This is a genomic window from Grimontia hollisae CIP 101886 (assembly GCF_000176515.1).
GTDB lineage: Bacteria > Pseudomonadota > Gammaproteobacteria > Enterobacterales > Vibrionaceae > Enterovibrio > Enterovibrio hollisae.
This window is the reverse complement of the sequence record NZ_ADAQ01000006.1, coordinates 1-18,897: the sequence shown is the minus strand read 5'-3', so window position 1 is coordinate 18,897 and position 18,897 is coordinate 1. Positions and strand designations below refer to the sequence as shown.

21 protein-coding genes and 1 riboswitch are annotated in these 18,897 nt (G+C 51.2%); of the genes, 18 read left to right on the top strand and 3 right to left on the bottom strand.

All coding sequences use genetic code 11. The features are described 5' to 3' along the window. Positions 1–33: 33 nt before the first annotated feature. The 12 genes from gspE (at position 34) to cysQ (ending at position 9,661) form a co-directional block, all read left to right on the top strand. A complete protein-coding gene (gspE, locus tag VHA_RS00790) occupies positions 34–1,533 on the top strand; it encodes a type II secretion system ATPase GspE (protein ID WP_104439941.1) in 1,500 nt (499 codons plus the stop codon). Next, positions 1,533–2,753 (top strand): type II secretion system inner membrane protein GspF, encoded by a 1,221-nt coding sequence (gene gspF / locus VHA_RS00785; protein ID WP_005500880.1) that lies wholly within the window; start codon positions 1,533–1,535, stop codon positions 2,751–2,753. Before gspE ends, gspF begins: the two co-directional genes overlap by 1 nt. Positions 2,754–2,797: 44 nt before the next feature. Further along, positions 2,798–3,235, top strand: coding sequence for a type II secretion system major pseudopilin GspG (gene gspG, locus VHA_RS00780; RefSeq protein WP_005500878.1), 438 nt, complete (start codon positions 2,798–2,800; stop codon positions 3,233–3,235). A gap of 3 nt (positions 3,236–3,238) precedes the next feature. Beyond that, on the top strand, positions 3,239–3,796 hold the full coding sequence (gene gspH / locus VHA_RS00775) for a type II secretion system minor pseudopilin GspH (RefSeq protein ID WP_040527931.1): 558 nt from the start codon (positions 3,239–3,241) through the stop codon (positions 3,794–3,796). Beyond that, entirely contained in the window at positions 3,793–4,155 is a 363-nt protein-coding gene (gspI, locus tag VHA_RS00770) for a type II secretion system minor pseudopilin GspI (RefSeq protein WP_005500869.1), read from the top strand. Before gspH ends, gspI begins: the two co-directional genes overlap by 4 nt. After that, positions 4,139–4,789, top strand: coding sequence for a type II secretion system minor pseudopilin GspJ (gene gspJ, locus VHA_RS00765; RefSeq protein ID WP_005500860.1), 651 nt, complete (start codon positions 4,139–4,141; stop codon positions 4,787–4,789). Before gspI ends, gspJ begins: the two co-directional genes overlap by 17 nt. Beyond that, entirely contained in the window at positions 4,786–5,799 is a 1,014-nt protein-coding gene (gene gspK, locus VHA_RS00760; RefSeq protein ID WP_005500853.1) for a type II secretion system minor pseudopilin GspK, read from the top strand. The genes gspJ and gspK overlap by 4 nt, the downstream gene beginning before the upstream one ends. Continuing rightward, positions 5,771–6,976, top strand: coding sequence for a type II secretion system protein GspL (gspL, locus tag VHA_RS00755; protein ID WP_005500852.1), 1,206 nt, complete (start codon positions 5,771–5,773; stop codon positions 6,974–6,976). The genes gspK and gspL overlap by 29 nt, the downstream gene beginning before the upstream one ends. Next, complete coding sequence (locus VHA_RS00750; RefSeq protein WP_005500851.1) at positions 6,973–7,458, top strand: type II secretion system protein M; 486 nt, start codon at positions 6,973–6,975, stop codon at positions 7,456–7,458. The genes gspL and VHA_RS00750 overlap by 4 nt, the downstream gene beginning before the upstream one ends. 1 nt (position 7,459) lies before the next feature. Then, positions 7,460–8,209, top strand: a complete 750-nt coding sequence (locus tag VHA_RS00745) for a type II secretion system protein N (protein ID WP_005500850.1) — start codon at positions 7,460–7,462, stop codon at positions 8,207–8,209. Between the two features lie 22 nt (positions 8,210–8,231). Further along, on the top strand, positions 8,232–8,783 hold the full coding sequence (gene nudE, locus VHA_RS00740; RefSeq protein ID WP_005500849.1) for an ADP compounds hydrolase NudE: 552 nt from the start codon (positions 8,232–8,234) through the stop codon (positions 8,781–8,783). 62 nt (positions 8,784–8,845) lie between these two features. After that, a complete protein-coding gene (gene cysQ, locus VHA_RS00735; RefSeq protein ID WP_005500848.1) occupies positions 8,846–9,661 on the top strand; it encodes a 3'(2'),5'-bisphosphate nucleotidase CysQ in 816 nt (271 codons plus the stop codon). 75 nt (positions 9,662–9,736) lie between these two features. Here cysQ and sthA read toward each other — a convergent pair whose 3' ends face one another. Beyond that, complete coding sequence (gene sthA, locus VHA_RS00730) at positions 9,737–11,152, bottom strand: Si-specific NAD(P)(+) transhydrogenase (protein WP_040527927.1); 1,416 nt, start codon at positions 11,150–11,152, stop codon at positions 9,737–9,739. Positions 11,153–11,410: 258 nt separating this feature from the next. Here sthA and fabR point away from each other — a divergent pair, with 258 nt between their 5' ends. Continuing rightward, complete coding sequence (gene fabR, locus VHA_RS00725) at positions 11,411–12,055, top strand: HTH-type transcriptional repressor FabR (RefSeq protein WP_005500845.1); 645 nt, start codon at positions 11,411–11,413, stop codon at positions 12,053–12,055. Between the two features lie 6 nt (positions 12,056–12,061). Further along, on the top strand, positions 12,062–12,445 hold the full coding sequence (locus VHA_RS00720) for a YijD family membrane protein (RefSeq protein WP_005500843.1): 384 nt from the start codon (positions 12,062–12,064) through the stop codon (positions 12,443–12,445). A gap of 60 nt (positions 12,446–12,505) precedes the next feature. Here the strand turns inward: VHA_RS00720 and trmA are convergent, their stop codons facing one another. After that, positions 12,506–13,612, bottom strand: coding sequence for a tRNA (uridine(54)-C5)-methyltransferase TrmA (gene trmA / locus VHA_RS00715; protein ID WP_005500841.1), 1,107 nt, complete (start codon positions 13,610–13,612; stop codon positions 12,506–12,508). Positions 13,613–13,761: 149 nt separating this feature from the next. Between trmA and VHA_RS00710 the strand changes: the two genes are divergently transcribed. The 4 genes from VHA_RS00710 to murI all read left to right on the top strand — a co-directional run bounded on the left by VHA_RS00710 (position 13,762) and on the right by murI (position 18,001). Then, on the top strand, positions 13,762–14,289 hold the full coding sequence (locus VHA_RS00710; protein ID WP_005500839.1) for an ATP--cob(I)alamin adenosyltransferase: 528 nt from the start codon (positions 13,762–13,764) through the stop codon (positions 14,287–14,289). 76 nt (positions 14,290–14,365) lie between these two features. Continuing rightward, positions 14,366–14,552, top strand: a riboswitch (cobalamin riboswitch). 46 nt (positions 14,553–14,598) lie between these two features. After that, positions 14,599–16,428 (top strand): TonB-dependent receptor domain-containing protein, encoded by a 1,830-nt coding sequence (locus VHA_RS00705; protein WP_005500836.1) that lies wholly within the window; start codon positions 14,599–14,601, stop codon positions 16,426–16,428. 52 nt (positions 16,429–16,480) lie between these two features. Continuing rightward, complete coding sequence (locus tag VHA_RS00700) at positions 16,481–17,143, top strand: Dph6-related ATP pyrophosphatase (RefSeq protein ID WP_005500834.1); 663 nt, start codon at positions 16,481–16,483, stop codon at positions 17,141–17,143. 66 nt (positions 17,144–17,209) lie between these two features. After that, positions 17,210–18,001: a glutamate racemase gene (gene murI / locus VHA_RS00695; RefSeq protein WP_005500832.1), complete on the top strand. Its 792-nt coding sequence runs from the start codon at positions 17,210–17,212 to the stop codon at positions 17,999–18,001. On the opposite strand, the gene VHA_RS00690 is transcribed toward murI, so the two are convergent. Further along, a complete protein-coding gene (locus VHA_RS00690; RefSeq protein ID WP_040527924.1) occupies positions 17,979–18,428 on the bottom strand; it encodes an RNA recognition motif domain-containing protein in 450 nt (149 codons plus the stop codon). The two genes, murI and VHA_RS00690, sit on opposite strands and share 23 nt — an antisense overlap. Between the last annotated feature and the right edge of the window lie 469 nt (positions 18,429–18,897).

The window sequence follows — 18,897 nt, the reverse complement described above, 5'->3', positions numbered from 1 at the left end:
TCCCCAGAAACGGAAACTGAACAGATTCAGGCCATGGATACACTGTCTGAGGTGGCAAACATGTCGGTGATCCGTTTGCCATTTGGTTTTGCCAAGCGCCATGGTGTGGCGATTGAGTGTACCGATAAGGGTTATTTGCTCTACTATCGTGACCAGCCCAAACCCGCCGTACTCAATGAAGTTCGTCGGGTGCTGGGGCAGAGTTTTACCCCAATCCAGCTGCGCACTGACGATTTTGAACCCAAGCTGACCGAACTCTACCAGCGCGACTCATCGGAAGCGCAACAACTGATGCAGGACATTGGCGCAGACAGTGATGACTTCTTTGCGTTGGCAGAAGAGCTGCCACAAAGCGAAGACTTGCTGGAGTCAGAAGACGATGCCCCAATCATCAAACTGATCAATGCCATGTTGGGTGAGGCCATCAAAGAAACGGCATCTGATATCCATATCGAAACCTTTGAGAAAACCCTGTCCATTCGTTTCCGTGTGGATGGCGTACTTCGTGAGGTGCTGAGCCCGAACCGTAAGCTGGCCCCCTTGTTGGTCTCACGCATCAAGGTGATGGCGCGTCTTGATATTGCAGAGAAGCGTGTGCCACAGGATGGCCGTATTTCGCTGCGTATCGGTGGCCGGGCGGTAGATGTGCGGGTGTCCACTATGCCGTCATCCCACGGCGAACGGGTAGTACTGCGCCTTCTGGATAAGAACGCCACCCAGCTGGATCTGGAAAGCCTTGGCATGACCCGCCATGTGCATGATAATTTTCAGCACCTGATCAAACGCCCACACGGTATCTTATTGGTGACCGGGCCTACCGGCTCGGGTAAATCGACCACCCTGTATGCGGGGTTGACGGAGCTTAACAGCGCCGAGCGCAATATTCTCACCGTTGAAGACCCGATTGAATTTGATATCGATGGCATCGGCCAGACTCAGGTCAACACCAAGGTCGACATGACTTTTGCCCGTGGACTGCGCGCCATTTTGCGCCAGGACCCGGATGTGGTGATGGTGGGGGAGATCCGAGACCTTGAAACCGCACAAATCGCGGTGCAGGCCTCATTGACCGGTCACCTGGTGATGTCAACCCTTCACACCAACACTGCTGTCGGTGCTGTGACCCGTCTGCGTGACATGGGCATTGAACCGTTTCTGGTGTCGTCATCCCTGTTAGGGGTGTTGGCACAGCGGCTGGTTCGCACCCTTTGTCCTGATTGTAAAGCGCCTTATGACGCAGATACCCAGAGCAAACGTTGGTTTGATCTCGACGAACATGAACCGTTGACCCTTTATAAAGCAACAGGTTGTGAGAAGTGTAATCACAAAGGGTACCGGGGCCGTACCGGTATTCATGAATTGTTGGTGGTTGATACCCAGGTGCAAGAGCTTATCCACAATGAAGCGGGAGAGCAGGCAATAGAACGTTATATTCGTCAAACGACGCCGAGTATCCGGGATGATGGCCTGATGAAAGTGCGTCAGGGTATCACCACGCTTGAAGAAATACTGCGTGTGACACGGGAGGGCTGATGGCAGCGTTTGAATACAAAGCGTTGAATGCCAAAGGCCGGACCGTGAAAGGCGTGATTGAAGCCGACACGGCCCGTCAGGCACGCCAACTGTTGCGAGAAAAACAGCTGGTGCCGATGGATGTGGCGCAAACACATGAGAAAGAACAGCAAAAGCAATCCTCCCCTGTCGGCTTTAAGCGAGGGATCAGCACCAATGAACTGGCATTGATCACCCGTCAGCTGGCGACGCTGGTACAGGCAGCGATGCCGCTTGAAGAGTGCATCAAGGCGGTGGCTGATCAGACGGAAAAGCAGCGCCTGAAAAACATGCTGACCGGGGTGCGTGCCCGTGTTGTTGAAGGCTATACCCTCTCAGACAGCCTTGGCGACTATCCCCATGTGTTTGATCAGCTTTTCCGCGCCATGGTAGCGGCAGGGGAAAAATCCGGCCACCTTGGCCCGGTGCTTGAGCGCCTTGCCGATTACGTGGAAAACCGGCAACAGGTCAAAAACAAACTGATTCAGGCCATGGTGTATCCCATGGTGCTGACCGTGGCAGCGATTGGTATCGTGGCCTTCCTGCTGGCGACCGTGGTGCCGGATATTGTCGGCCAGTTTCTGCAAACCGGTGCCGAGTTGCCAAACATTACCCAGGTGCTGCTGGCTGCCAGTGATTTTGTCACCCACTGGGGCTTACTGGTGTTAGTGGTGGTTATCGCCCTGTTTATGCTGGCAAAAATCATGCTCAGGAATGAAAAGCGCCGGCTTGCATGGGACAGAAATGTGCTTAATATGCCGGTCATTGGACGGGTAGCACGTGGCCTGAACACCTCGCGCTTTGCCCGTACGTTGTCGATTTGTACGTCCAGTGCTATTCCATTGCTGGATGGGATGAAAGTGGCTGCAAATGTGATGACCAACACCTGGGTAAAAGCCCGCGTGCTCGAAGCGTCAGACCGGGTACGTGAAGGCTCAAGTCTTCGCATTTCGCTCGAAAAGTCCAAGCTGTTTCCTCCCATGATGCTGCACATGATTGCCAGTGGTGAGCGAAGCGGTGAACTGGAGCAGATGCTGACCCGTGCGGCAGATAATCAGGACAGAGACTTTGAATCACAGGTGAATATTGCACTCGGTATCTTTGGCCCGGCACTGATTATTGCCATGGCCGGTATCGTGCTGTTTATTGTTGTGGCAACCCTCATGCCCATTATCCAGCTCAACAATATTGTGGGCGTGTAACCCAAACTCGCTGCCAGGCAGCGTTTTTTCAGGAGAGATAGAAAATGCAACGTCGTCAACAGGGCTTTACCCTGCTGGAAATCATGGTTGTGATCGTCATTTTGGGTGTACTGGCGAGTTTGGTGGTACCAAACCTGCTGGGTAACAAAGACAAAGCCGATCAGCAAAAAGCGGTGACAGACATCAGTGCACTGGAAGGGGCGCTGGATATGTACCGTCTGGACAACAGCGTGTACCCAACCACCGATCAGGGTCTGGATGCACTGGTTTCCAAGCCTAGCTCTTCGCCAGAGCCCCGTAATTACCGTGAGGGTGGTTACATCAAGCGTTTGCCACAAGATCCATGGGGCAACGAGTACCAGTACCTGAATCCCGGAGAACATGGCACGGTAGATATCTTCACCCTGGGCGCGGATGGCCAGGAAGGGGGAGAAGGTGTGAACCAGGACATCGGTAACTGGAACATGCTGGACATTAAATAATCGATGAAAAGGGGGCGCCCGTCCGGGTTTACATTGCTGGAAATTCTGCTGGTGCTGCTGTTGCTGTCTATCAGCGCCGTGATTGTGGTGCCCAACCTTCCTCAAAACAGCAGTGATGATGCCAAAGAAGAAGCACAACGTTTCTATCAGTTGATCCAGCTTTGGACGGAGCAATCACTGCTTACCGGGCAAACCTTTGGTCTGAACGTCGACAAAGACGGCTACCAGCTGCTCCGCCTGACCCACGATGACTGGGTGCCGGTGGAAAAAGGCCGCAGTGTGACATCAGTAACCTTGCCGCCGGCGTTGGAACTGGATCTGGAAGTGTCCGGTTTTGTGGCCGAAGAGGATCGCCTGTTCGATCGCGAAAGCCTGTTCGACGACGAGCTGTTTGCTGAAGAGGAGAACCAGCCTCCCCAACCGCAGGTGGTGTTGATGGGGAACGGGGAAATCATTCCGTTCACCCTGACGTTTATCGCGGATAATAAACGCCTCTGGCAGGTGACAGGCAACGATGTGGCAACGTTTGAAGTGAAAAACTTGAATGAGGATAAAGAGTGAGAACGCATCGCGGCTTTACCCTGATTGAAGTGCTGGTGGCGATGGCGGTGTTCGCTGTGGCAGCGATGGCCGTGCTGAATGCGACCGGTCAACATGTGAACTCGCTGGGCGCGCTGGAAGAGAAAACGTTTGCGTCCATGGTGGCAGACAACGAGCTGGCGCTGTTTGTGTTGGACGGAAAAAAGCTGTCTTCGGCCAAAAATGGCAGCTCTGAGCTTGCGGGACGCACATGGTTTTGGACCCTCAAACCTGTGGCAACTGCGGATAACCTGCTTCGCGCCGTGGATATGATTGTCTGGAAAAATGAAACCAGACAACACTCATTGGTCACCGTGAGGACGTATGTACCGGCAGAGTAAAGGTAAAGGCACCAATCAAGGCTTTACCCTGATTGAGGTACTGCTGGCGCTGATGATTTTCGCCACCCTGAGCGTGGCGGCGAACCAGATTTTTCGTAATGTCATCAACAGTAATGTCCAGACCGAAGAAGTGGGGAATGCGCTCAAAAGTTTGCAGCGTACCCTGCTCATCATGGACAGCGATTTTCGCCAGATGCTGGCGCGCCAGTATCGCAATGGCAGTGACGAGGCCAAGGAAGCACTGCTTGAGTTTGGCGACGACTTACTGGATTCAGAATCGCAGGGCATCCGCTTTGTGCGTGGTGGCTGGATTAACCCGCAACAGCTGTTTCCCCGGGGGGAAGTGGTGAAAGTCGGTTACCGTATTCAGGATGAAACCTTAGAGCGTATCCGCTGGATGTATCCGGATAACAGCTCGGCACTGGAACCGGCTGCCATGCCTTTGATGGAAGGGGTCACCGGATTGCGCTTTGAGGTCTTGGGTGATGATGGCTGGAAGACCGAGTGGGAGGCGCCGCTGTCCATGCCAAGGGCCATTCGGGTGACACTGAACACCGAGCGTTATGGTGAACTGACCCGTATTTATTTGCTGCCCGGGCAGACACTGCCACCTTCAGTGGGAGAGACATCATGATGAGGCGTCAATCCCAACGCGGTGTCGCGCTGCTGGTGGTGTTGTTTATTATGGCACTGATGACCACGGTAGCAGTGAGCATGTCCAACCGGATGTTTGTCAATTTTAACCGGGCTGAAAGCCAGGTGCGTTATCAGCAGGCCTATTGGTATGCCCAGTCAGTCGAAGCGCTGGCACGCTATGGTATAGAGCAGAGCATTGACAGTGATGATACTGTGACCCTAAGCCAGCCATGGGCAGTGCGCGATCAGGTCTATCCTCTTGAGGGTGGGCAGGCGACCGGCAATGTGTATGACAAACAGGCCTGTTTTAACGTCAATGGGCTTCGTAACATCAAACCGACAGCAAATGGCACTAACCCCAAACTGGTGGCGTCACTTCAGCAGTTGATTGAATCACAGGGTATTGACAGCCTTGAGGCGGAAACCGCAGCGGCAGCGACCTGGGAATACATTGACGGCAACACCAACGTGCAGTCGCCGTTGGGGGTTGAAGACAGCGAATATGAAGCGCGTACAGTGCCACATTTGATACCCAATGGTTTTATGGCGGACATTTCAGAGTGGCGTGCGGTGAATGGCGTCACCCAGGAAATGTTTGATAAGGTCAGCCCACTGCTTTGTGCGATTCCCAGCGATAAGCTGGTGGTAAACGTCAACACGCTGACGGAGGAACAGGCACCGATTTTGAGTGCCATTTTCCATCCCAACCTCTCTGAGGAGCAGGCAAAAACATTGATCAATGGCCGTAACGCCATTGATGGTTGGCAAGATGTCGCCAGCTTTATGGCTGAGCCAGTATTGGCGGGCATTGATCAAGAAGAACGCGAAAGGTTGCAACAGTTTATCGACGTACGCAGCCGGTATTTTGAACTGGATACAGAGATTACCCTCGACAGCATGACGCTGAGATTGCGTTCCCTGCTGGAGAGGGGTGGCAACGGCGCGGTCACGGTGATCCGCCGCCGCTTTGGAGGAATGAGTGATCGAGATCCTGACAGTCAGGCTTAACAGAGATCCCCACGAGCCGATCCCTTGGCTGGTATGGTCACCCTCTCAGCAGGAAGTGATTGCCTCGGGGGAAGCTGAGCATCTGTCGCAGCTGACAGACTACGCCACCGACAGGGAAGTGATTGCATTGGCGGACAGTGCGGCGATGACATTGACATCCGCGGTGATCCCCGCAGGCAGTGAACGCCAGCTTGGCACCGTCTTACCTTTCCTGCTTGAAGATGATTTGGCGCAGGATGTCGATCAGGCCCATATCACCTTGCTGGATAAACACGGAGAATCGGCACAGGTTGCCGTGATAGAGCACAAGATCATGCAGCGCTGGATGGATGCCCTGTCTGACGCCAACCTGACCGTTCGTCGTCTGGTGCCGGATTGTCTCTGCCTGCCTTTGCATGAAGACAGTTGCAGTGCCGTTAGCCTCAACCACCGCTGGCTGTTGCGCTTTGGTGAAACAGAAGGCGGATCGGTGGAAGATGCCTGGCTGCCCGTGTGGCTGCAAAGTTTGGGACAAAGCCGTGGTGAAGAAACATTGCCGACAGTGTTCAGCTATTCCCCCCTTCCTGAAGGCATGGGCGGTAACTGGCAGGCTGAGCCCTGTGAGCTGGTGATGTTATTGCTGACCCAGGAGGCGGTAAAAAGCCGTTATAACCTGCTGACCGGGCGATACAAACCGCAAAGCCAGATATACAAATACCTTAAACCATGGCGTGGTGCGGCGATTGCTGCCGGCTTGCTGGTGGCGGTTCTCGGCATCGAGCAAGTGGTTAATATTTATCAGATGGACGCACAGGCGGCGCAATACCGTACGCAAAGCGAAGCCAGGGTTCGGGCCTTATTGCCACAAAACCAACGCATTCCCACCACCAGCTATATGCGGCGGATTGTAGAGGCTGAAGTCAACCGTCTCTCCGGTGCTGGTAGCCAAAGCGGTATTATGGTCTGGATGGCAGAGATTGGACCGCTGCTGGATGCCGCGCCGTCGATTGAGCTTGATGCGTTGCGTTTCGACCAAAACCGTGACGAGTTGCGTCTTAATGCCCGTGGTAAAGATTTTGGTGATTTTGAAAAACTGCGTGAAGCGTTGTCCACTACATACAATACAGAGCTTGGCCAGTTGAGCCGCGACGGACAGGCAGTAACCGGTGCATTTGTTCTGCGGAGGAAATCATCATGAAAGCATTGATTGCCTATTGGCAGGGATTGTCCCGCCGAGAGCAGCGTCTGTTGGGCGTGGCAAGTGCAGTCATCTTGCTGGGCACCCTGTATTGGGGCGTGGTAAGCCCGCTTCAGGCTAAAGCGGAACAGGCCGAGCAGCGTCTTGCCAGTGAGCGTAACCTGCTGAGTTGGGTGAATAGCAAAGCGGCTGAAATCGAAGCGCTGCGCCGTGCGACAGGAAGCCGCAGCCAGGGCAGCGCCTTGCCGCTGAACCAGTCCGTCACCACCACGGTGAAGCGCTACAACCTCGAGATTGTGCGTTTGCAACCGCAGCAGGAAGAGATCCAGGTCTGGCTTAAACCCATGCCGTTCAATGCGTTGATCAGTTGGTTGGATGATCTGTCAGTTAACCATGGTGTGCAGGTGAAGTTCATTGATGTCGGTAAAACGGAGACGCTTGGCGTGGTTGACGTAAAACGGCTACAGCTGGGAAGAGGGTAAGATGAAACGTGTGATCCTTGGGTTGGTTCTTTTCCTTGTTGTGTTTATTACCAGCGCCATTGTCCATCTTCCTGCCAATCTGGTGGTGAAAAACCTGCTGCAAGTACCGGGTATTTCCTTAAATGGGATCACCGGTACGCTGTGGAATGGCGCTGCTGCTGGCGTAAACTGGCAGGGTAGGCCGATGGGTTCGCTCAAATGGCAGTTTAACCCACTGAAACTTTTTACCGGGAAAGTCGATGTAGATGTACGCCTTTCCGGAAACGCGGGGTTGTCGGCTCGCGGGAATGTGGGCTACGGTCTCGCAGGTGTTTATGCCAACAACCTGCTGGTCACGACATCAGCTCAGGTCGTTCAGTCATTTATTGCTTACCCTATACCTGTTACGCTGTCCGGGCAGTTTGATTTAACGGTGCGTGATTACCTGTTTAACCAAAAACCTTTCTGTGAGGTATTGGCTGGTAATTTGGCCTGGTCGCAGGGAAATGTGGTTTCCCCAATCGGGTCCATCGCCCCCGGTGTGGTCGTCGCACAGCTATCATGTAATGACGGCCAGTTGGTCATCAATGGCGACAGCAAATCTGACGCAATTGAAACAGAATTCAATGTCTCGTTATCGCCGGACCAGCAATACAGTCTTGATGGCTGGTTTGTACCGGGTAAAACATTTCCAGAAGACATGAGACGTCAGCTGGGCTTTTTGGGGAATCCGGACAGTGAAGGGCGTTATCGCCTGAGTTTCAGCGGTTAATGCCTTCCCGGGAGAAGTAATCATGAAAAAGCACATTCCACCTGAAATTTTAGACGCCAGAGTTGTGGCCAAGTCGCGCCTGTTTCAGATTGAAGCCCTGGATTTAGCGTTCAGTAACGGTGAAAAACGCACCTACGAACGGATGAAGCCGAGTGGCCGCAATGCGGTGATGGTGGTGCCGGTGACAGAAAACGGCGATTTACTGTTGGTGCGTGAATACGCTGCCGGAACGGAGCGTTATGAACTAGGCTTTCCTAAGGGGTTGATTGATCCGGGGGAAACACCACTGGAAGCCGCAAACCGGGAATTAAAAGAAGAAATCGGTTTTGGTGCCAATCAATGGCGCCCTCTGAAAGAAGTGGTGCTGGCACCGTCGTATTTTTCCAGCAAGATGACCCTGATGTTGGCGCAGGATCTTTATCCAGAGAAGCTCGAGGGCGATGAACCCGAGCCGCTGGAACTGGTTCATTGGCCCGTCGCACAGGCAGAAGAATTATTATCTCACGTCGATTTTGGGGAAGCGCGTAGTATTACTGCATTGCTGTTGGCCATGAGAGCGCTTTCTGGCCATTGATTATTCGGTGACCAAAAAAACGCCAACAAAGTCGTAGTGTGAGAGCCCAAGAGGAGTGTTACATGGAGCTGTCACAACTGCTTCAACCGGTGATAGAGATTGCCCGGGCATCCGGTGAAGTGATTCTGGACATCTATCAGCGCGGTGATTTTGAAAAAAACATAAAAAGTGATGACACGCCAGTGACCAGTGCTGACATGGCTGCCCACGAACTGGTAAAGGCGCGTCTGCAAGCCCTCACCCCTGATATTCCTGTGTTGTCTGAAGAAGATATCAGCATTCCATTGGCTGAACGCGCAAACTGGGCGCGCTATTGGTTGGTGGACCCGCTCGATGGCACCCAGGAATTTATTGCAGGCAGTGGGGATTTCGCGACCATTATTGCGTTGGTAGAGAACAACCAGCCAGTTTTGGGTGTGGTATATGGACCGGTGTCCGGCATTTCTTACTATGCTGCAAAAGGGCATGGTGCATGGAAGGTGACGCCTGATGGTGAAAAGCAGCGCTTGTCGATTCTCAAACATGAAGACGAACTGGCGTCGCTTTCTATTGCGATCAGCCGCCGCCAGGATATCAAGGCAATTACCGATCGTCTGGAACCAAGCCGTCACTACGATTTAGTGCCGTTGGGTTCAGCAGCGTTAAAATCCTGTCTGGTCGCGGAAGGTGCGGTGGACTGCTACCTGCGCCTTGGCCCGACCGGGGAGTGGGATACTGCGGCAACCCAATGTATTGTTGAAGAAGCGGGAGGACGCATTCTGGATATGACGCTTTCGCCGCTTTCCTACAACGAGCGTGATTCACTGGAAAACCCTAACTTTATCGTGCTGGGGGATACTGATTTGCCGTGGCGGCAGATTGTGAAGCTGGAAGGCTAGTTTTAGCGTCACGTTTGACTGAATCCAGACGTAGAAAACGGAGCAGATGCTCCGTTTTTTATGCCCAGAATTTAATTAAAACAGGCGGTTAAGCCCGTTCAATGCCGCCACCCGATAGGCTTCTGCCATGGTGGGATAGTTGAACGTGGTGTTGATAAAGTAATCCAGCGTGTTGCCTTCCCCTTTTTGTTCGAAGATCGCCTGGCCGATATGGATGATCTCTGCGGCACGTTCGCCAAAGCAGTGGATCCCGAGGAGCTCTTTGGTTTCACGGTGGAAAAGAATCTTCAAACTGCCGACATCCATCCCCGCAATTTGCGCCCGGGCCAGGTGTTTGAACTGGGCACGGCCGACTTCGTACGGCACTTTTGCCGCCGTCAGTTCCTGTTCGGTTTTCCCCACAGAGCTGATTTCCGGAATGGTATAAATGCCGGTGGGGATATGGTCAATCAGGCGGCCTGTTGCCTGACCTTCTGCAATCGCCTGCGCCACGATACGGCCCTGATCGTAAGCTGCACTGGCGAGACTTGGGTAACCAATCACGTCACCGACCGCGAAGATATGCTCAACGTCAGTGCCATAGTTGTCGTTTACTTTGAGTTGCCCACGTGAATCCGCTTTCAGGCCAACCGCTTTGAGGTTGAGTGAATCGGTGTTACCGGTGCGCCCGTTGGCAAACAGCAGGCAATCTGCTTTCATTTTCTTCCCGGATTGCAGGTGCAGGATCACGCCGTCTTTGGTGCCTTCAATCTTCTCGTAGGTCTCATCATTTCTGATCAACACGCCGCTGTTCCAGAAGTGGTAAGAGATTGCATCTGACATTTCATTATCGAGGAAAGAGAGCAGGCGATCGCGGGTGTTTATCAAATCCACCTTGATACCAAGGCCGCGGAAAATAGACGCATACTCACTGCCAATAACCCCTGCTCCGTAAATGATGACGTGGCGTGGGTCGTGTTTCAGCGAAAGGATGGAGTCGCTGTCATAAATCCGTGGATGCCTGAAGTCGACATCTTTTGGGCGGTAAGGGCGCGAGCCTGTCGCGATAACGAATTTATCCCCGGTATATTTATCGATGCTGCCATCCGCGGCGGTCACTTCGATCTCATGGGTGCCGCTGAACCTGGCTTGGCCGTGGATGATGGAGCAGAGGTTGCGATCGTAAAAGCCCTGGCGCATGCGTGTTTGCTTGCCAATCACCGACTGTGCGTGGCTCAGGATATCGGAAAAGGTACTGTGTACCTGGCGGTTGTCCTGGGTGTAAATCGGGCTTTGGTTAAACTCAATAATACGGCTGACGGTGTGTCTCAGCGCCTTGGAAGGGATGGTGCCCCAATGGGTACAGCCGCCGCCAACGGTGTCTTCCTTTTCAATTACCGCCACGCGAAGGCCGGCTTTGGTTAAACCCATGGCTGCACCTTCGCCGCCGGGTCCACTGCCTATTACAATGACATCAAAATGGTTAGACGATGTAGGGGTCGTTTTGCTCATGTCCGTACGGCCTTTTGTTTTCGTTATGTAAAGAAATACGTGGGTAGTGTAACCCTGTGTGGATGCTTCTAGAATCAACACACGCTTATTCAGCGTAGGTGATCACGCAACTTGGTGTAAAACAAACTGTTTATGGCGTGAGTTGAATGAAGCGTCGTTGATCTGATGCCGCTTTTGGGAAAGTGATGCATAACCACTGAACTCGGTGTAAAAACCGAGTATAGTTTGCGGTTAGATTTCATGAGGTAAACACTGGCGATGGGAATTAGAGCTCAACAGAAAGAAAAAACCCGGCGAACGCTGATTGATGCGGCTTTCAGCCAGCTCAGCGCGGACCGTAGCTTTTCCAGTCTCAGCTTGCGTGAAGTGGCCCGGGAGGCAGGCATTGCGCCCACCTCATTTTACCGCCACTTCAAAGATATGGACGAACTTGGCCTGACCATGGTGGATGAAGGTGGCTTGTTATTGCGTCAGTTGATGCGACAGGCACGCCAGCGCATTGCCACAGAAGGCAGTGTTGTCCGCACGTCAGTGGAAACCTTCATGGAATTTATTGAAAGCAGCCCCAATGTGTTCAGGCTGCTGTTGCGTGAACGCTCTGGTACCTCAGCGGCTTTCCGTGCTGCCGTAGCACGTGAAATTCAACACTTTATCGCTGAGCTGACAGAATATTTCCAGGCGACAGGCGGATCGACCCGAGATGAAGCCTATAATCAGGCAGAGGCATGTGTGACGTTAGTGTTCAGTTCAGGCGCCGAAGCGCTCGATTTGGACAAGCGTGCCCGTGCTGAACTTGCGGAACGTCTGGTGACCCAGCTGCGCATGATTGCGAAAGGCGCTTACTGGTACCGCAAGGAACGCGAACGCAATGCTCTCAAGGATAAGTTGTCTTCAGGCAGGTAAGTGAATATGGAACAGAATCATCAATCAGAGCGTAAATTTCTTCTTCTCGCCGTGGTCGCAGGTCTTTGCGGCAGTGCATCACTGGCGACGCTTTTCGTCGACAGTGTGGCATTCTCCGCTTTCCCGATTATCGCGTTTGTACTCGCGGTGTACTGCTTCTACCAGCAGCATGTTAACCAACCACTGACTGAAGGAACCCCGATTATCGCGTTTGCCTGCTTCCTGGTGGGTGCGTTTGGTTATTCGGCGTTTGTGCGTATGCAGGTGCCAGAACTGGGAGGAAATTTCTTCTCTATTATCGTCACTATGGTACTGGCATTCTGGGTGGCGTTTAAAATGGGCTGGCTGGGCAACAGCGGTAAGAAAGAGGAAGCTGCCGCCGAAGAGTAATCGCGGCATGCTGAGACAAAAAAGGCGCCATTTCCGGCGCCTTTTGCTGTTTATGGATGCTTACTTGCGTTCAAGCAGCACACCCGCTTCCATGTGGTGGGTATACGGGAACTGGTCAAACAGGGCGAAACGCGTGATGCGATGCGTTTCAGACAGAATTTCCAGGTTCTCTTTCAATGTCTCCGGGTTACAGGAAATGTAGAGGATACGGTCATAACCCTGCACCATGCGACAAGTGCCTTCATCCATGCCAGAGCGTGGTGGATCAACAAAGATGGTGTTGCAGTGGTAGCTTTTCAGGTCGATGCCCGCCTGTTGCAAACGGCGGAATTCGCGTTTGCCTTCCATCGCCTCAGTGAACTCTTCCGCCGACATCCGGATGATCTGTACATTGTCGATGTTATTTGCCGCAATGTTCCACTGTGCAGATTCCACCGAGGGTTTTGCCAGCTCGGTTGCCAGCACGCGGTCAAAGTTTTCCGCCAGCGCCAATGAGAAGTTACCATTCCCGCAGTAAAGCTCGAGCAGATCGCCGGTGCTGTCCTGGGTACAGTCAATCGCCCATTCCAGCATCTTCTCTGCCACTTTGCCGTTTGGCTGGGTGAAGCTGTTTTCAACTTGCTGATAGGTCAGTGTGCGATCGTTGACGGACAGTTTTTCCACCACGTAGTCGCGGTCAATCACGATTTTTTGCTTACGCGCGCGCCCAATCAGGTTCAGGTTAAACCCTTCGTCATTCAGACGCTGCTTCAGCATGCGTGCATTGGCTTCCCATTCTTCATCAAGCTGGCGGTGGTAGAGCATAGAAACCAGCACTTCACCGCTTAAGGTAGAGAGAAAATCGACCTGGAACAGTTTACGGCGCAGGCTCTCAACCGGTTTGATGGCATCCAGCAGCAGGGGCATCAAATCATTGATGATGCGGCTTGCCTGTGGGAACTGGTCCACACGGTACTTCTGCTTGGTTTCCTGATTGAACATGATGTAATAGAGATCATCCCCTTCATGCCAGACGCGAAACTCCGCACGCATACGGTAGTGCTTGTCTGGGGACGGAAACACTTCCAGCTCAGGTGCATTGAACGCCTCGAACGCAGACTGCATGCGCGCGATTTTCTCGTCCAGTTGTGCCTGATATTGGGTGGTGTCAATCAGGGTATTGCTCATATTACCTAACCTGCATAACTAAAAATGAGCGCAAATTGTAAGAAGCCGCACCATATTGTCCAGCCTTTTCGCTGACTTTTTCGCCAGCAGGGGCGTAAACCTGCGCCTTGGGATACTATTGGCACACATTTACCGAAGCAGGCCTTGTCATGAGCTTTCGAAAACCGAAAAACCGCAAAGAGATTTGTTATCCGTTTATCTACGAAACGGCGCTGACTTGTGACTATGAAATCCACACCGATGAGCTGTGCAGTCTGGTGGGCATGGCACTGGCGACTTTGCCGGACGGCTTTGATGATGTGAGGGAAGATTTGGAAAACCTGCATCCTAAAATCTACCACCTGAATGGCTCAGTACGCGGTAAGAACGCTATCTTTGAAGAAGACTTGGAATGGTTACATGCCCGATACGACCACTACAACGAACTGAGCCGTGGCCGCATTAACCGCTTTGTTCTGCCGCGAGGCCCGGTGGGTGTGATGGCACTGCACCAGTGCCGAACCGGCGCGAAGAAAACCGTGCGGCTGTTGCACCGTCTGGACGAATCCGGCGTGACGTTTGAGCCCGTGCTGCCACGCTTTGCCAACTTGCTTGCCAATTTCTTTTTTGTCTTGACGGTCTACATCAAGATGAAGCTGGATGTCGAAGAAATCGAGTTCGTCAGTCTCAGCTATTGAACGTGTTGTCAGGCATTTTTCATTCATTTGCTGGTTGAATGAGATCAAGCGCTTAATATCTCTGTATCAAATGTGCGTTGATTTCTCTATAATCGGCGCGCTTTCACTCCAGCTGGGAATCCGGTGAGAATCCGGAACTGGCGCGCAGCGGTAAGGAGAAACGAAAGTGACACGGCGAAAGCCAGACACTGCATGTTAATGTGGGAAGTCGTCACTGTAGGCCGTCTCTAAGTCCGAATATCAGCTGGGTCACAATATGGTTTCAGGATCTCCTGACATCATTGGATACACGCGATATTTGGATCTGATATGTCTAAAAAGCTACTTGCAGCAAGCATGCTGCCGTGGGCTGTGTTTGCGCACGCCGAATCTACTCCCCCTTCTGTTGATGATACGTTGGTTGTTACTGCTTCCCGATTTGAACAACCTGTTTCTTCTGTTCTTGCACCAGTCTCTGTGTTGACCCGCTCCGATATAGAAGAGCTTCAGGCCAATAGTTTGGTTGACGCCCTCAAAACCCTACCAGGCATAGAAATTGGCCAAAATGGTGGTCGCGGTCAAACGGCCTCTATTTTTCTTCGCGGCACCAACTCTAACCATGTGTTGGTGTTGGTTGATGGTGTGCGTCTTCCCCGCACCATGCTGGGAACGATCGATTTCAATATGTTGCCGCTCAACACGGTGGAGCGTATTGAAGTGATCCGCGGTTCAGGTGCCACGGTGTATGGTTCTGACGCGATAGGTGGTGTCATCAACATCATTACCCGTAATGACGCGGAAGCGACACGTTTTAGTATTGGTGGCGGTAGTTTTGGTTCCGCATCTGCTGATGTCGGTGTTACCCGCAAAGTGAATGATAGCTTGTCCGTGCAATTAATGGGCGGCTTGGAGTCAGTTGATGGTTACAACGTTCGTCCTGACATTGCGCCAGCAAATGATAAGCACGGCTTTGAAAGTAAAAATGCGTCTTTGCGGCTGAGCTACGCTCCGCGTGAAAACTGGCGTTCCAATATCATTGGTCGTTGGTATGAGAATGAAGTCGGTTTTGCGGACTATGTGGGTGCAAAAAAATATCTCTGGGTTGAAAGCAAAGCTATTGGTGCGGATACCGGCTTTACATCGGGTAAGTGGAATACTCAGGCGCGCATAGAGTTAGGTGAACAGAAAAACTACGATTTTTCAGAAGGAGCCAGCCCGTCAGATGAAACCCTGACCAGCGATATCCGCCAGATCTATGCAAGTGTGGCGACGCGTTACCAAGTCAATGAACAATTGGCGGTGACAGGTGGGGTTGACCTAACGTCGGAAAGATATCTGGATGGCAACATGATTGCTATCGATGTTATTAAAGACAATCCTCGTGAAAACATTGGTGTATTTGGTTTAGCCAATTTCAATGTGACAGACAATGTTTTGATCGAAGGAAGTGTTCGCCATGACGAGAACGATCAGTTTGGTGGTAATACGACGGGTTTGATTGCGGCGAGTTGGAAGATGCATGATGATTACCGCATCTTCAGTAGCTATGGTACGGCATTTAAAGCCCCTGGTTTTGATAAACTCTATGGATTTGGAGGGAATGTTAATCTGAAGCCTGAAGAGTCAGAGAATATTGAAATAGGCTTGGAAGGCAATACTTATAATATTGGCTGGAGCCTGAATGGCTACATCAATAATATCGACAATTTGATCACTTACTCTGGTAGTTATCCAACGGGTACAAACAAGAATGTGGAGGAAGCGCGCATCAAAGGCATCGAGTTGATTGCTGATTTTGACCTCGGTCCTGTTTATAACCAGGTGTCACTTGAGCTTCGTGATCCCAAAGATCTGACGAAGAACATGCAGCTAGCGCGTCGAGCAAAAGAAGTGGTTAAATGGCGTACTTCAGTATGGTTAGGTGATGTTCTTTTGGGGACCCAGTTTATGTACCAAGGCGAGCGTCCAAATTTCTCGGACGGGAGCGGTGGTACACTAAGTAGTTACTCTGTTTGGGATCTGACCGCACAGTATGACATATCGAATAACATTACTCTGGGCGCGAAGGTATCTAACCTGTTCGATAAAGAATATGAAACTGCGGGTGATTACCCAGCAGCAGAACGTGCATTCTACGTTAACCTGAACTTCGCGTATTAATCGTACGTTGTGAAAAGCCGTCCACGGGCGGCTTTTACTTTCAGTCAATTATATGAAAAAACGTGTCATTATCAGTTGGTCATCTGGCAAGGATTCAACCCTGACACTATGCCGACTTCTAAAAAGTGACAGTTACCAAGTAGTGGGGCTTTACACCACTTATGTCGCTGATGCTGTTCCATTCCAGGCGACACCGATAGAGATTGTTAAGGCGCAGGCAGAAAGTATTGGCTTGCCGCTGGTGCTGATAGAACTGAGTGAAGTTTTTCCGCCCAATGATGTTTATCAAAGTGCGGTTATAGAGGGTATTCGTAACAGCGGCCTGAATGTAGAGGCGGTTGCATTTGGCGATATGTTCTGCAATGGCATCGAAGCATACCGGAGAGGCTATATTGAGCCCCAGGGTTGGGAGTGTGTGTTTCCGCTTTTAGGCGAAGACAGCAAAAGCCTGGCAGAAGAGATTATCCGTACCGGAATAGAAACCACATTATCGACCGTCGATACCCACCAACTGGATGGCGGTTTTCTTGGAAGACGCTTTGACAAGCCGTTTCTTGATGACTTGCCTGTGTCTTGCGACCCTTGTGGTGAAGACGGAGAGTTTCATACTCTGGTTACCAATGCGCCCTGTTTTAAAACGCCGCTGTCGGTAACGATCATTGGAGAGGAGAGGGAAGGACGTTTTCACCATCTGAGCTATCATCTCGACCGGTGAGCGATTTAAAATTGCTGTCATGAGCAGTATGATTGCGACGCTGTCGATAAAGTAAGGTAAACAAGCGTGAAAAGTGTGCTGATTTTTGATTCTGGTGTGGGTGGTCTGTCTGTTTATAAAGAGATCGCCCAATTGCTTCCGGAGCAGCACATTGTTTATGCCTTCGATAATGCTGCTTTCCCCTACGGGGAGCTTGCCGATGACATCCTTATCCAGCGTGTCTGCGGCATGGTGGCATCCCTGTGCCATGAGCTCGATATTGCCTTGGTTGTCATCGCCTGTAATACCGCCAGCACACTGGTGCTCCCTCATCTACGCTCGTTGTTGTCAATACCTGTTGTCGGTGTCGTACCCGCCATTAAACCGGCTGCAGCCATGAGTAAAACCAAACATATTGGTTTACTGGCGACGCCTGCTACGGTAAACCGCACTTATACTAAGCAGCTGGTGGAAGAGTTTGCGCCTGATTGCCATGTGGAAATGGTGGGCTCAACGGAACTGGTACAAATGGGAGAGGGAAAATTACGTGGTATACCTGTTGATAAAAAAATATTAAAACAAGTCCTAATGCCGTTTATTAATAAAACGGACTGCATTGTATTAGGCTGCACACACTTCCCATTGCTTCGTGACGAAATTGAGGAAATTTTAGGCGACCAGTGTTTGGTTATTGATTCAGGGAAGGCAATAGCGAATCGTGTGGATACTTTATTAAAAGAAAGAGGCGCATTGAGCACCTCCTTCCGTGATAAAAAGCATTTAGCGTTTAGCAGTGCGCCAGTTAAAGATGAGGAAGCACTGAATAATGAATTGGGCAAATTAGGTTTTTCAGCGATTAAACGCGCTCCGACTTTCTAGGGTCATTCGCTTCTCTTACTTTAAGCGTCCTTTCTCCGTATTCGCTGTTATTCAATTCCTCGATAGCATTTTCTGTATCATCGGCGGCCATTACGACGAAACCAAAACCACGTCTCTTACCTGTCCGCTTGTCCTTCATTAAGCGAACGGCGAAAACCTCACCGTATTTAGAGAACAATTCCTTCACATCACTCTCATTAGCCCGATATGGCAGGTTGCCTACATAGATAGTTTTACTGGTTGAAGAAGAGGACGCTGAAATATCGCCAGAAGATTTAGTAGAAAAAAGAAAAAGGGTAATACCTGTCGTAATAGCGCCCAGTGCAAAAGCATAACCTGCACTTGTTATCAGGGCTGTGTTGTTAAAAAGCAACACACCCAAGAGTGCGATAATTGCAGTAATAAGCAAACTGATAGATGTTTTCATAATCGTCAAAAGTAAACGTCGGTTAGAAGAAGTAGCATAAAGAATCGAAAACAATGCTGACTAAAATAAATACAATTGTCAGACTGATATTACGGATATTGACTTCTTATTGCTAGTAAGTGAATGTGATGACTGTCTAATGTTGCAATTTATTGTGATTTTTAAAGTTTAGATTGAATTATGTTCAGTTGAGAAAAAAAAGAATAAAAACCCTTGCCAATGTGATCCTAGTCTCTATAATGCCGCCTCGCCGACACGGAGAGCGGCTTCCACTGCGGAAATGCCCATCCAAACCGGTACGGCGAAAGCCTTAAAACTGGGTCAAAAATAAATGCTTGACGCATTAAAGTGGATCAGTAAAATGGCCGCCCGCTTCGAGGGGAAATTGCTCCGAGAGGCAAGTCAATAAGGTGTTTTGAGGGGGTGCAAACCACACTGAAAAATCTCAAAATTTCTTCTTGACTTCATC